This window comes from Streptomyces sp. TAA204, assembly GCF_000424965.1.
The window spans coordinates 318,464-331,680 of record NZ_AUKW01000004.1; the positions used below are offsets into that span (position 1 = coordinate 318,464).

The window sequence follows — 13,217 nt, forward strand, 5'->3', positions numbered from 1 at the left end:
GCCCGGTGTCCGGGCGGGAGTTCAGACATGCCAGGGGAGGGAGCGGCTCAGCCGAGTACGGCCAGGGCGTCGATCTCGACGAGCAGCCCCGCGGGGAGGCCCACATAGACGGTCGTACGGGCGGCGGCGGCGCCGGTGAGGCCGGAGAAGTACTCGTTGTAGATCTCGTTGAACTCGGCGAAGTGCGCGGTGTCCGTCAGGTAGACGCGGATCATGACCGCGTCCTCCCAGCTCGCGCGGCCCTCGCGCAGGACGGACTCGACGTTCGCGAAGGTCTGGAGGGTCTGCTCGCGCAGCCCCGGGCCGACGGGTGTGGGCGCCCGGCCCGGCTCGGCGGGCCCGAAGCCGACCTGCCCGGAGACCTGGAGGATGTTGCCCTTGCGGACGCCGTGCGAGAACTTCGCGGGCGGCGTGGTGTGGGTGGCGGGAGTGAGGGCGGTCTTGGCCGGCTTGTCGCTCATGAGTGGGGTTCCTCGGTCGGGGTCGTTCCGGAGTATTCGGCGCTGATGGCCTCGGCGGTGCGGCGCACCAGGGGGAGAAGGGCGAGCAGTTCGTCGGCGCTGACGACGACGTTCGGTGCCGAGACCGACATGGCCGCCACGGCTCGTCCGTCCGGTCCGCGCACGGGTGCGCCGACGCAGTTGATGGACTCCTCGTGGCCGCCCAGGTCGGTGGCCCAGCCCTGCTTGCGCACCTTCGCCAGCTCGGCGAGGAACGCCGAGGGGTTCGTGATCGAACGGGCCGTGTACCGGGGGTAGTCGAGCCGTTCGGCGATCCGCCGCCTGTCCTGCTCGGGCAGATCGGCGAGGAGCAGCTTGGCCACGGCGGCGACGGTGATCGCCACGGGCTTGCCGATGCGGGAGTACATCCGCACCGGATAGCGGCTCTCCACCTTGTCGATGTAGAGGACTTCGTCCTCCTCGTGCACCGCCAGGTGGACGGTGTGGCCCGTCCTCTCGTTCAGCTCGACGAGGTGCGGGTGGGCGATCTCCCGTACGTCGAGGTTCTCCACTGCCTGCTGGGCGAGCGCGAAGAGGCGTGTGCCCAGCCGGTAGCGCTGGTCGGGCTGGCGGTGGACGATGCCGTGCTCGTGCAGGGTGCGCAGCAGACGCAGCGCCGTCGACTTGTGCACGCCGAGCCGGCCCGCGACCTGCTCCAGGTTGGCGGGGCCTTCCGCGAGGAGGGGCAGGATGCTCAGTGCGCGGTCGACGGTCTGGCTCATGTTGTCTTCGCCTTCTGTGTGCTCGCGGTGTTCCACCCGGGGACGGGGCGCAGTCTTCCCCATGCCTCGTCGTCCAGGGCGGCCAGCCGGTCGGCGAGCAGGCGGGGCGGCGGCTCGGCGAGGTCGCCGGGGACGGTGAGGGCGGCGGCGGCCGTGAGGTGGCCGTGCCGGAGGCGGTCCCGTACGGGCAGCCCGCGCAGCGTGGCGGAGAGGAACCCGGCGGCGAAGCCGTCGCCCGCTCCCACCTCGCCGACGACCTCGGTCCGCAGCGCGGGCACGAAGATCTCTTCGCCGGCTCCCTCCCCCACGAAGGCCGTCGCCCCCCGCTCACCCTGCTTGACGACCAGTACGGCGGGCTCGGGCAGCGCCTCACGCAGCGCGGAGGGACCGCCGGTGACGCCGCAGGCCGCCGCGGTCTCGTCCTCTCCGGCGAAGACGACGTCGCAGCCGCGCGCGAGGTCGAGCAGCACGCGCGGGTCACCTCCGCACCGCTCCCACAGTCCGACGCGGTAGTTGACGTCGAAGGAGACGAGCGGGCGGCCCTCACGGGGCCCGGTCAGCACCCGCATCAGCTCCAGGCAGTCCTCGGAGAGCGCGGCGGTGATGCCGCTGACGTGCAGCACTCTCGCGTCGTCGACCGCCGCGAGGTCCACCGTGTCCGGCGACATGGCCGACGCGGCGGAACCCGCGCGGTAGTACACCACCTCGGCGACACCGCCGGGGGCGCCGCCCGGGTCACCACCGGGGTCACCACTGGGGCCACCGCTGGGGCCACCGCTGGTTACGGCCTCACCCGTCGGGCCCGTGGGCCGCTCCCCCTCCGTGCGGAAATAGATGCCTGTCGGGCGCAGCGGATCACGTCCGACGGCGGACACGTCGACGCCCCGCGAGGCGATCGTCTCGAGAAGGTGGTCGCCGAATCCGTCCTGCCCGACCCGGCTGACCCACCGCACGGAGTGACCCGAACCGGCCAGCGTGCAGGCCACGTTGGACTCGGCGCCGCCGATGGAACGCTCGAAGGACGGCACGTCCGCGAGCCGTCCGGCCCGGGAAGGCAGGAACGTGACCATCGACTCGCCGAGGCAGACGACATCGGTGCTCGCCACTGTCCGCCTCCCTCTCGTCTTATGTCGATTGACGGGTATGCGCCGGGATGCTAGACAGCTCCGAGCGAAATACGCAATGCGTGTTGCATCGACTGCAACGAACGGAGTCGCCATGTCCAGCGCAGACCCCCTCGCCGCCCTCGCCGACGAGCGCATCGACCACCGCTTCAAGGGGCTGCCCCCGGACGCCTCCGGAACGACCGTCGCCGCTCTCGCCGCAGAGCGCCGCAACCTGTTCACCGGCGGCTTCACCACACCGGTGCTCGCCCTCTCCGCCGAGCGCCTGGAGCACAACCTCGCCCTGATGGAGGGCTACACGGAGCGCCACGGACTGGCCTTCGCCCCGCACGGCAAGACATCGATGGCCCCGCAGCTCTTCGAGCGCCAACTCGCCCACGGCGCCTGGGGGATCACGCTCGCCGTCCCCCACCAGGTCCGTGTGGCACGCGCCTTCGGCGCACCACGCGTCTTCCTCGCCAACGAACTCCTCGACGCGGCGGCCCTGCGCTGGCTCGCCGGGGAGCTGGAGCGCGACCCCGACTTCCGGTTCCTGTGCTACGCCGACTCCGTCTCCGGGGTCGCCCAGATGGAGGCGGCACTCTCCCAGGCGGGGGCCACCCGCCCCGTCGACGTCGTCGTCGAACTCGCCGCGGGCGAGGGGGCCCGTACGGGCGCCCGTACGGAAGCCGAGTGCGCGGCGGTCGCAGACGCCGTCGCCGCCGCCTCCACGCTCCGGCTGGCCGGCGTGGCCGGCTACGAGGGCGAGGTCCCCGACGCCGGCCCCCGCACCGTCACCGCCTGGCTGCGCCGACTGACCGCGCTGGCCGCCGCGTTCGACGCCGCGGGCCGGTTCGACGGGCTGTCCGAGATCGTCGTCAGTGCGGGCGGCAGCGCGTGGTTCGACGCCGTCGCCGACGTCTTCGCCGAACTGCCGCCCCTCTCCCGGCCCGTCCTCAAGCTGCTCCGCTCCGGCGCGTACGTCTCCCACGACGACGGCCAGTACCGCGACAAGACCCCCTTCAACCGGGTTCCCGAAGAGGGCGCGCTCCGGGCGGCGTTCACGCTCTGGGCGCAGGTCGTCTCCCGTCCGGCCCCCGACCAGGCTTTCCTCAACGCGGGCAAACGGGACGCCGCGTTCGACCTGCACCTCCCCCAGCCCCACACGGTCCGCAGTCCGGACGGCGAGTTCCGCCCGGCCGACGGCATCACCGTCACCGCGCTCTCCGACCAGCACGCGTGGCTGCGTACTCAGGCGCCGCTCGAAGCCGGCGACTGGGTGGGACTGGGCATGTCCCACCCCTGCACGATCTTCGACAAGTGGCAGCTGATCCCGCTGACGACGGCCGACGGCACGGTCACGGACTACATCCGCACCTTCTTCTGACGTTCCCGGCCGCCCGCACACACAGGCTGCCGACACAGACCCGTCCCGGCACAGGCCGTGCCGACACAAGAAGGGCACCCGCCCATGAACCTCGTCATCCGCGACGCGGAAGTCATCGACGGCACCGGACGGGCCGCCCCGTACCGTGCCGACGTCACCGTCGAGGGCGGCCGCATCACGGCGATCACCCGCGAAGGAGACGGGAGAAGGCCGACGGCGGCGCCCGGAGTCCGCACGCTCGACGCCGACGGCCTCGCCCTGGCCCCCGGCTTCATCGACATGCACGCCCACTCCGACCTCGCCCTCCTCCGCGACCCCGGACACTGTGCGAAAGCCGCCCAGGGCGTGACGCTCGAAGTCCTCGGCCAGGACGGCCTCTCCTACGCCCCCGTCGACGACCGCACCCTCGCCGAGGTGCGCGGTGCCATCACCGGCTGGAACGGCAACGGCGACGACATCGACTTCGACTGGCGCACCGTCGGCGAATACCTCGACCGGATCGACCGCCAGGGCACCGCCGTCAACGCCGCATACCTCGTCCCGCAGGGCAGCGTCCGGATGCTCGCCGTCGGCTGGGACGACCGTCCCGCGACCCCCGCCGAACTGGACACGATGCGGCGGCTGGTCGCCGAAGGGCTGGAACAGGGCGCGGTGGGCATGTCCTCCGGCCTCACCTACACACCCGGCATGTACGCCCCGAACACCGAACTGACCGAGCTGTGCCGCACCGTCGCGGCGTACGGCGGCTACTACTGCCCGCACCACCGCTCGTACGGCAAGGGCGCCCTGGAGGCGTACGAGGAGATGGTCGCCCTCACCCACGAGGCCGGGTGCGCCCTCCATCTCGCCCACGCCACCATGAACTTCGGGATCAACAAGGGCAGGGCCCCCGAACTCCTCGCCCTGCTCGACCGGGCGCTCTCGGCCGGCCGCGACATCACCCTCGACACCTATCCCTACACGCCGGGCTGCACGACGCTCGTGGCGATGCTGCCCAGTTGGGCGGGCGAGGGCGGTCCCGACGCCGTACTGGCCAGGCTGTCGGACGAGGAGACGTGCGCGCGCATCCGGCACGTCATGGAGGTGGAGGGCGCCGACGGCTGTCACGGGGTGCCCATCGAGTGGGACACCATCGAGATCTCCGGCGTCTCCGACCCGGCCCTGGCGCACCACGTCGGCAGGACGGTCGCACGGTCGGCCGCAGAGGCCGGCGAGACCCCCTTCGCCACCGCACGGCGCCTGCTGATCGAGGACAGGCTGGGCACCACGATCCTGCAGCACGTGGGCCACGAGGAGAACGTCCGGCAGATCATGCGGCACCCCGCGCACACGGGCGGCAGCGACGGCATCCTGCAGGGCGACAAGCCGCACCCCCGCGCGTACGGGACCTTCCCGCAGTATCTGGGCCGCTACGTCAGGGAGTTGGGGGTGCTCTCGCTGGAGGAGTGCGTCGCCCGGCTCACCTCCCGGCCGGCCGCGCGGCTGCGGCTGCCCGACCGGGGCCTGGTCCGCGAGGGCTACCGCGCCGACCTCGTCCTCTTCGATCCGGCGACGGTCGCGCCGGGCGCGACTTTCGACCGTCCGCGCGCGCTGCCGGCCGGCATTCCGCATGTGCTGATCGACGGCCGCCGCGTGATCGAGGACGGCCGCCGTACGGACGTCCTCGCGGGCCGCTCCGTACGCCGCACGCCGTACCGGGGCGTGTGAATCCGGGCGGCGAACGGGCGCCGTCTCCGGCAGTGTCGCCGACGGTGCGGCTCAGCGGGTCCGGTAGCGCGCGCAGATCAGTCCGCTGTCGAAGGCACGCTCCTCGACCAGCTCGAGATCGAGGCGCACGCAGGCCCGCGGCGGGTACCGCCTACCGCGGACGGCGCCCCGGGCCCTGGCCGGACACGAACCGGTACGGCCTAGTACGCCACCAGCGAGATGCCCACGTAGTGCACCACGAACGCGGCCAGCGTGAAGGAGTGGAAGACCTCGTGGAAACCGAACCAGCGCGGTGAGGGATTCGGCCGCTTGATCCCGTAGACGACGCCTCCGGCGCTGTAGAGCAGGCCGCCGGCTATGACGCAGACGAGCACGCCGATGCCGCCCTCGCGCATGAACTCCGGCAGGAAGAAGACGGCCGCCCAGCCCATCGCGAGGTAGCAGGGCGTGTAGAGCCAGCGCGGCGCACCGACCCAGCAGACACGGAAGGCGATGCCCAGGACGGCCGCGGCCCAGATCCCCCACAGCAGCGCCGAACCGGAACTGCCGGGCAGCAGCAGGATCGTCAGCGGTGTGTAGGTGCCCGCGATGATCAGGAAGATGTTGGCGTGGTCGAGGCGCCGCAGCACGGCGTTGGCCCTCGGGCCCCAGTCGCCCCGGTGGTACAGGGCGCTGATCCCGAAGAGCAGGCAGGCGGTGAGCGTGTAGACCGCGCAGGCGATACGGCCGCTGGTGCTGTCGGCCAGCGCGGTCAGGAATATCCCGGCCACGAGCACGGCGGGGAACATCCCCGCGTGCAGCCAGCCGCGCAGACGGGGCTTTATCAGCCCGGGGAGCGCGGCGGCGGCCGAAGTGACCGAGCCGGCGGCCGATTCGAGCGAGGCCGCGCCGGAGTTGCCGGTCCGGTCCGGCTCCTGGCCCCCCTCCATGCCGTGCGAGGTATCCGGGGAGTTCGTCGGCTCCTGCGAACGGGGCGGGACAGTCATGCGCCCCATCGTAGCTACGGCACCGTAGCCGCCAACCCGCCGGCGTGGGCCGCATCGGGGGTCCGGAGGAGTGGTGATGGACACATCCTTTCCATCTGGACACGCAGCCGATACGCTCGCATGCTCAGAGGAGCAAGGGTGACACCGGATGAGCGCGAGCCGCACACGCACAGCACAGCACCCGCCACGAACGCATCCGGGTCGCGGCCCCCAAGGGGCGAGTGAGAAGGACAGACCATGAGCGGATATCAGTGCAGTTATCCGTCCGAACCCTCAACGTCTGGAGAGATCGTGGCGCGCAGTTCTGCGGCTCCCACCATCAGCACCGTTCCCACCCGCCACCAGGGGCTCGCCTCCTGGGTCGAAGAGATCGCCGCCCTGACCGAGCCCGACCGGATCGTCTGGTGCGACGGCTCCGAGTCGGAGTACGAGCGCCTGTGTGAAGAGCTCGTCGAAAAGGGCACGTTCACCAAGCTCGACCCGGTGAAAAGGCCGCACTCGTACTACGCCGCCTCCGATCCCAGCGATGTCGCACGCGTCGAGGACCGCACGTTCATCTGCTCGGAGAAGGAAGAGGACGCCGGACCCACCAACCACTGGAAGGCGCCCGGCGAGATGCGGGCCGTCTTCAGCGGCGAGGGAGGAGAGGGCGGCATCTTCCGCGGCTGCATGCGCGGCCGGACGATGTACGTCGTCCCCTTCTGCATGGGCCCCCTCGGCTCCCCCCTCTCCGCGCTCGGCGTCGAGATCACCGACTCCGCCTACGTCGCCGTCTCCATGCGCACCATGACCCGCATGGGACAGCCGGTCCTCGACGAACTCGGCGAGGACGGCTTCTTCGTCAAGGCCGTGCACAGCGTCGGCGCCCCGCTGGAGGCCGGCGAACAGGACGTGCCCTGGCCCTGCTCCCCCACCAAGTACATCTCGCACTTCCCCGAGACCCGGGAGATCTGGTCGTTCGGCTCGGGCTACGGCGGCAACGCCCTGCTGGGCAAGAAGTGCTACGCCCTGCGCATCGCCTCCGTCATGGCACGCGACGAGGGCTGGCTCGCCGAGCACATGCTCGTCCTCAAGCTCACACCGCCGCGCGGTGAGGCGAAGTACGTGGCCGCAGCCTTCCCGTCGGCCTGCGGGAAGACCAACCTGGCCATGCTGGAGCCGACCATCAAGGGCTGGACCGTCGAGACCATCGGCGACGACATCGCCTGGATGCGCTTCGGCGAGGACGGCCGGCTCTACGCCATCAACCCCGAGGCGGGCTTCTTCGGCGTCGCACCCGGCACCGGCGAGCACACCAACGCCAACGCCATGAAGACCCTGTGGGGCAACTCCGTCTTCACCAACGTCGCGCTGACCGACGACGGCGACGTGTGGTGGGAGGGCATGACCGAGGAGGCGCCCGCACACCTGACGGACTGGAAGGGCAACGACTGGACCCCCGAATCGGGGACTCCGGCCGCGCACCCCAACGCCCGCTTCACCACCCCGGCCGGACAGTGCCCCATCATCGCGCCGGAGTGGGAGAACCCGAGCGGCGTCCCCATCTCGGCGATCCTCTTCGGCGGACGGCGCGCCACAGCCGTACCGCTGGTGACCGAGTCCTTCGACTGGCAGCACGGCGTCTTCCTCGGCGCGAACGTGGCCAGCGAGAAGACGGCCGCGGCGGAGGGCAAGGTCGGCGAACTGCGCCGGGACCCCTTCGCGATGCTGCCCTTCTGCGGCTACAACATGGGCGACTACTTCGCCCACTGGGTCGAGGTCGGCAAGAACGCCGACCCGGAGAAGCTGCCGAAGATCTACTACGTCAACTGGTTCAAGAAGGACGAGGACGGCAAGTTCGTCTGGCCCGGCTTCGGCGAGAACGGCCGCGTGCTGAAGTGGATCGTCCAGCGGCTCAACGGTGAGGCGGAGGGCGTCGAGACGCCTATCGGCGTGCTGCCGACGAAGGAGTCCCTCGACACCGACGGACTGGAGATGACCGAGGCCGAACTGGACTTCGTCCTCAAGGTCGACCGGGACGTCTGGCGCGAGGAGGCGGCTCTCGTCCCCGAACACCTCAACACCTTCGGCGACCACACGCCGACGGAACTGTGGGACGAGTACCGGGCCCTGGTACAGCGTCTGGGCTGATTCCGGATTCCGCCGCCGCCCCCGGCGGGGCCGCCTTCACGGGCGGTCCGGCCGGGGGCGCTCCCGTTGCGGTCCGGCGAACGGACGGATAGGGAATGTACGGGGGTCAACTTTAGACCTCGTCCAAGTTAGGATGGCTCTCCGGTGATGTCACGCAGGAGGCCGACCATGTACGAACCGATCCGCAACAAGTCGGTGCACACCGTGGCAGAAGCCGATTTCCCCCATCGCACACGGGCGGAGGAGCTGGACATCCGGCTCGCCGGCCACCTCACCGCACTGCTGACGGTCACCGACGAACTGCGTGCCCTCACGCCGAGCGACGAGCTGGACGAAGCCGCGCAGGCGCTGGCCGCCCATGTGGTCCGTCTCGGCAAGGGCCGGATGCCGCTGCGTGCCGCCCCGTCCGTCACGAGCGCCGATCCGGGGCACGTCGCGACGCTGCACCAGCGCGCTCACACCCTGGCCGGGCACGCGGTCGTGGTGGCCGACTACCGCGAGGACGAAGCGGCCGCCCTGGCGGCGGAGCGCGCGGAGGCGCACGCTTCGGCGCTCGGCCTCACGGCTGCCTGAGCCGGGTGCCACCCCGCCGGGCGGCACGCCGCGCCCGGGGCCGGACCCGGCCGTGGTCAGGGCTGGCTGTACCCGTCCAGGAACGCCCCGATACGCAGTACCGCGTGTTCCAGCTCCTTCACGGGCGGCAGGTTGACGATGCGGAAGTGGTCCGGGTCGGGCCAGTTGAAGCCCGTGCCGTGGACGATCATGATCTGCTCGGCCCGCAGCAGGTCGAGCACCATCTCCCGGTCGTCCTTGATCTTGTAGACCTTGGGGTCGAGCCGCGGGAAGGCGTAGATCGCACCCTTCGGCTTCACGCACGTCACCCCGGGGATCTGCGTCAGCAGGTCGTACACCGTGTCGCGCTGCTCCAGCAGCCGTCCGCCCGGCAGCACCAGGTCATTGATGGACTGCCGTCCGCCCAGGGCGGCGGCCACCGCGTGCTGCGCGGGCATGTTCGCGCACAGCCGCATGTTCGCGAGGATCGTGAGCCCCTCGATGTAGCTCTGCGCGTCGCCCTTCGGCCCGCACACCGCCATCCAGCCGCTGCGGTACCCGGCCACCCGGTACGCCTTGGACAGCCCGTTGAAGGTGACGGTGAGCAGATCGGGGGCGATCACCGTGGTGGGTGTGTGCGTCACGCCGTCGTAGAGGATCTTGTCGTAGATCTCGTCGGAGTAGACGATCAGGTCGTGCCGGCGCGCGATGTCCGTGAGGCCGCGCAGCATCTCCTCGTCGTAGACGGCACCCGTGGGGTTGTTCGGGTTGATGATGACGAGCGCCTTGGTCCGGTCGGTGACCTTCCGCTCGATGTCGGCGAGGTCAGGCATCCAGTCCGACTGCTCGTCGCAGCGGTAGTGCACGGCGGTGCCGCCGGACAGGGAGACCGAGGCGGTCCACAGCGGGTAGTCCGGGGCGGGTACGAGCACCTCGTCGCCGTCGTCCAGCAGGGCCTGCATCGACATCTGGATCAGCTCGGAGACGCCGTTGCCGAGGTAGATGTCGTCGACGGAGAGCTCGATGCCCTGCGTCTGGTAGTGCTGCATGACCGCGCGGCGGGCGGAGAGCAGCCCCTTCGCGTCGCCGTAGCCGTGGGCGTCGCCGACGTTGCGGAGCATGTCCTCGAGGATCTCCGGCGGGCACTCGAAGCCGAAGGCCGCGGGGTTGCCGGTGTTGAGCTTGAGGATGCGGTGCCCTGCAGCCTCCAGCCGCGTCGCCTCCTCCAGAACCGGACCGCGGATCTCGTAACAGACATTGGCGAGCTTCGTCGACTGGATCACCTGCATATCGCCACCTTACGGGCGGGCCGTGCGGGGCGCCTCATGTTTTGGGTCACCCTGACCGCCCGCGCCCCGCCCTGAGCTGCGCTCGGAAGGCGCCGCGCGGGCGTGGTCCCGGCGGTGGAGCATGCCCGACAATGACGTCCATGGCCTCCCCCAGCTCGCGATCCGCCGCGTCCGCCCCCCGCCCCGGTCTCCGCGAGCGCAAGAAGATCCAGACCCGGCAGGCGATCCGGAGGACCGCGTACCGGCTCTTCGAGGCGCAGGGGTACGACGCCACGCCCGTCGACCAGATCGCCGAGGAGGCGGAGGTCTCGCCCAGCACGGTCTTCCGCTACTTCCCGACCAAGGAAGACATCGTGCTCACCGACGAGTACGACGCGCAGCTGCACGCCTCGCTGCTGGCCAGGCCCGCCGACGAACCGCCCGTCACCGCGCTTCGCAACGCCGTGATGGAGGTCTTCGAGCAGACGATGCTCCGGGAGCCCGGCCGTGAACCCGCCGAGGCGCACCAGCGGATGCGGCTCGTACGGGACGTGCCGGCGCTGCGCGCGCGGATGGCGGAGAACATGGCCGCCTCGGGCCGGTTCCTGGCCGGCGCGCTCTCCCGGCGGACCGGGCTCGACGAGGGCTCCCTCGAACTGCGCGTGTGCACGGGGGCGTTGCTGGGCGCCCTGGCCGAGGCCATGTTCCATTGGAGCGACAACGGCCAGCGGGACGACATCCTCGGCATCGTCGACCGCGCGCTGAGCGTCGTCGAGAGCGGTCTCAACTCCGCAATGACCGCTCCAGAATCCCGGGATCGGCCGTCGGGGCGTCGCAGGTGAAGTTGCGGCAGACGTACGCCGTCGGGTGACCGTCCAGCAGCGGCCTGTCCCACAGCAGCGGCACGTCGAGCGCGGCCTGCGAGCCAGGTTCGCCCAGTGCGACGACCGCGCCGGGCGCCGTCGCCAGCAGTGCCGTGCGGTGCAGCGACCCGGTGCCGGCATCGTCGCGCGGGCCGACCACGGCCACCTCGCGGGGACCGTCCAGAGCCGCCTCGGCCGCCGCGAGTCCCCAGCCGATGAAGCGGGGCGCCCGCGGGGCCAGCGCCCGTACGATGCCCAACGCCCTCTCGGCGGCGTCCCGGTGGCGGGTGCTTCCGGTGTAGGCGGCGTAGGACAGCAGCGCGTTCGCAGCGGCCGTCCAGCCCGACGGAGTGGCGCTGTCGGTCGGGTCCTGCGGGCGGCGGATGAGTGCTTCCGCGTCGTCCGCGGTGTCGTAGAGGGCGCCGTCGGCAGCGGTGAAGTGACCGAGCAGCGTGTCGAGCAGGACGCCCGCACGCTCCAGCCAACCGGCCTCCCCCGTCACGGAGTAGAGGCCCAGCAGACCCTCGGCGACGTCTGCGTAGTCCTCCAGGACACCCGCGCTGGGGCCGGCTGTGCCGTCGCGGGAGGTGCGTACGAGGCGGCCGGAGTCGCTCATGTGCAGCCCGGTCAGCAGCTCGGCGGCCGCGGACGCGGCGTCGACGAGGTCGGGGCGCTCGAAGTAGGCGCCGGTCTCGGCGAGGGCGGCGACCGCGAGACCGTTCCACGCGGCGACGACCTTGTCGTCCCGCTCCGGACGGGGCCGCGTCCGACGTGCACGCAGGAGCCTCTCGCGTACGGAGACGACCCGGTCGGCGTCGGAAAGACCCTCGCTGTCGGAGAGTTGGAGGACCGAGGCGCCCTCCTCGAAGGTGCCCTCCTCCGTCACGCCGTAGTGGTCGGCGGCCCACTGAGCGTCGTCCTCACCCAGCACCTCGGTCAACTGGGCTCGCGTCCACACGTAGTAGGCGCCTTCGCGGTGGCGTCCGTGGCCGTCGTCGCTGTCCGCGTCGAGGGCGGAGGCGAACCCGCCCTGGGCGGTGCCCAGTTCGCGCACGATGAAGTCGGCGGTCTCCAGTGCGACCCGGCGTGCCAGGCCGGAACCCGTGGCGCGCCAGATGTGCGCGTAGACGCGGCACAGCAGCGCGTTGTCGTAGAGCATCTTCTCGAAGTGCGGCACGACCCAGCCGGCGTCGACGGAGTAACGGGCGAACCCGCCCGCGAGCTGGTCGTAGATGCCGCCGCGCGCCATGGCCTCGCAGGTCGCCAGCACCATCTCCAGAGCGCCGTCGGAGCCCGTGCGCGCGTGGTGCCGCAGCAGGAACTCCAGCGCCATGGACGGCGGGAACTTCGGCGCGCCGCCGAACCCGCCCCGCGCGGCGTCGAATTCACGTGTCAGCTCCAGCAGGGCCGAGGCCAGCTCCTCCGGGCCGGGCGGCTGCGCCTGGTCGTAGCGGATGCTGCGGGCCGACAGGTCCCGCACGATCCGTCCGGCGACATCGGCGACCTCGTCGCGCCGGTCCGTCCAGGCCGAGGCGACGCCTTCCAGCACCTTGCGGAACGAGGGCATGCCGTGCCGCGGCGCGGGCGGGAAGTAGGTGCCGAAGTAGAACGGCTCGGCCGCGGGCGTGAGGAAGACGGTCATCGGCCAGCCGCCCTGACCGGTCGCGGCCTGTACGGCCTCCATGTAGACGGAGTCGACGTCGGGACGCTCCTCCCGGTCGACCTTGACGGGGACGAAGTGGGTGTTGAGGTAGCCGGCGGTCTCCTCGTCCTCGAAGCTCTCGTGCGCCATGACGTGGCACCAGTGGCAGCTGGCGTACCCGACGCTGAGGAGCACAGGCACCCCGCGCCTGCGCGCCTCCTCGAACGCGGCCTCGGACCAGGGCCACCAGTCGACGGGGTTCTCGGCGTGCTGGAGGAGATAGGGGCTGGTCTCGTCCGCGAGTCGGTTCGCCATGCCCCCATCGTGCATGACCGCGGCGCGGGCACGGGCGCGGGT

The 13,217-nt window shown here is 71.2% G+C and carries 11 protein-coding genes and 1 pseudogene; 5 read left to right on the top strand and 7 right to left on the bottom strand.

All coding sequences use genetic code 11. From position 1 onward, the window contains the following. Window positions 1–47 precede the first annotated feature (47 nt). The 3 genes from H343_RS0109710 to H343_RS0109720 are packed head-to-tail and all read right to left on the bottom strand — an operon-like array spanning window position 48 to window position 2,292. Complete coding sequence (locus H343_RS0109710) at window positions 48–461, bottom strand: RidA family protein (protein ID WP_028430968.1); 414 nt, start codon at window positions 459–461, stop codon at window positions 48–50. Next, window positions 458–1,222, bottom strand: coding sequence for an IclR family transcriptional regulator (locus tag H343_RS0109715; protein ID WP_028430969.1), 765 nt, complete (start codon window positions 1,220–1,222; stop codon window positions 458–460). Before H343_RS0109715 ends, H343_RS0109710 begins: the two co-directional genes overlap by 4 nt. Beyond that, the gene (locus H343_RS0109720) at window positions 1,219–2,292 is read right to left on the bottom strand and encodes a sugar kinase (protein WP_486586858.1); all 1,074 of its coding nucleotides are present in this window, start codon (window positions 2,290–2,292) and stop codon (window positions 1,219–1,221) included. The genes H343_RS0109715 and H343_RS0109720 overlap by 4 nt, the downstream gene beginning before the upstream one ends. Before the next feature lie 148 nt (window positions 2,293–2,440). Here H343_RS0109720 and H343_RS0109725 point away from each other — a divergent pair, with 148 nt between their 5' ends. Both H343_RS0109725 and H343_RS0109730 read left to right on the top strand, forming a co-directional pair. Then, on the top strand, window positions 2,441–3,712 hold the full coding sequence (locus H343_RS0109725) for an alanine racemase (RefSeq protein ID WP_028430971.1): 1,272 nt from the start codon (window positions 2,441–2,443) through the stop codon (window positions 3,710–3,712). Between the two features lie 84 nt (window positions 3,713–3,796). Further along, window positions 3,797–5,419, top strand: a complete 1,623-nt coding sequence (locus H343_RS0109730; RefSeq protein WP_028430972.1) for a D-aminoacylase — start codon at window positions 3,797–3,799, stop codon at window positions 5,417–5,419. Between the two features lie 51 nt (window positions 5,420–5,470). Here H343_RS0109730 and H343_RS35860 read toward each other — a convergent pair. Then, a pseudogene (locus tag H343_RS35860) lies at window positions 5,471–5,548 on the bottom strand (dihydrofolate reductase family protein); the annotation flags it as partial. Window positions 5,549–5,619: 71 nt separating this feature from the next. After that, a complete protein-coding gene (gene trhA, locus H343_RS0109735) occupies window positions 5,620–6,405 on the bottom strand; it encodes a PAQR family membrane homeostasis protein TrhA (RefSeq protein ID WP_486586842.1) in 786 nt (261 codons plus the stop codon). Window positions 6,406–6,696: 291 nt separating this feature from the next. On the opposite strand from trhA, the gene H343_RS0109740 reads away from it, so the two are divergent. Next, window positions 6,697–8,535, top strand: a complete 1,839-nt coding sequence (locus H343_RS0109740) for a phosphoenolpyruvate carboxykinase (GTP) (RefSeq protein WP_028430974.1) — start codon at window positions 6,697–6,699, stop codon at window positions 8,533–8,535. A 168-nt stretch (window positions 8,536–8,703) separates the two neighbouring features. Then, on the top strand, window positions 8,704–9,108 hold the full coding sequence (locus H343_RS0109745) for an SCO4983 family protein (RefSeq protein ID WP_028430975.1): 405 nt from the start codon (window positions 8,704–8,706) through the stop codon (window positions 9,106–9,108). Between the two features lie 56 nt (window positions 9,109–9,164). Here the strand turns inward: H343_RS0109745 and H343_RS0109750 are convergent, their stop codons facing one another. Next, window positions 9,165–10,376, bottom strand: coding sequence for a pyridoxal phosphate-dependent aminotransferase (locus tag H343_RS0109750; protein WP_028430976.1), 1,212 nt, complete (start codon window positions 10,374–10,376; stop codon window positions 9,165–9,167). A 140-nt stretch (window positions 10,377–10,516) separates the two neighbouring features. Between H343_RS0109750 and H343_RS29885 the strand changes: the two genes are divergently transcribed. Continuing rightward, window positions 10,517–11,197, top strand: coding sequence for a TetR/AcrR family transcriptional regulator (locus H343_RS29885; protein WP_486586843.1), 681 nt, complete (start codon window positions 10,517–10,519; stop codon window positions 11,195–11,197). On the opposite strand, the gene H343_RS0109760 is transcribed toward H343_RS29885, so the two are convergent. Further along, window positions 11,139–13,175 carry a thioredoxin domain-containing protein gene (locus tag H343_RS0109760; RefSeq protein ID WP_028430977.1) on the bottom strand — a complete coding sequence of 679 codons (2,037 nt, stop codon included), beginning with the start codon at window positions 13,173–13,175 and terminating at the stop codon, window positions 11,139–11,141. The two genes, H343_RS29885 and H343_RS0109760, sit on opposite strands and share 59 nt — an antisense overlap. Window positions 13,176–13,217: the final 42 nt, after the last annotated feature.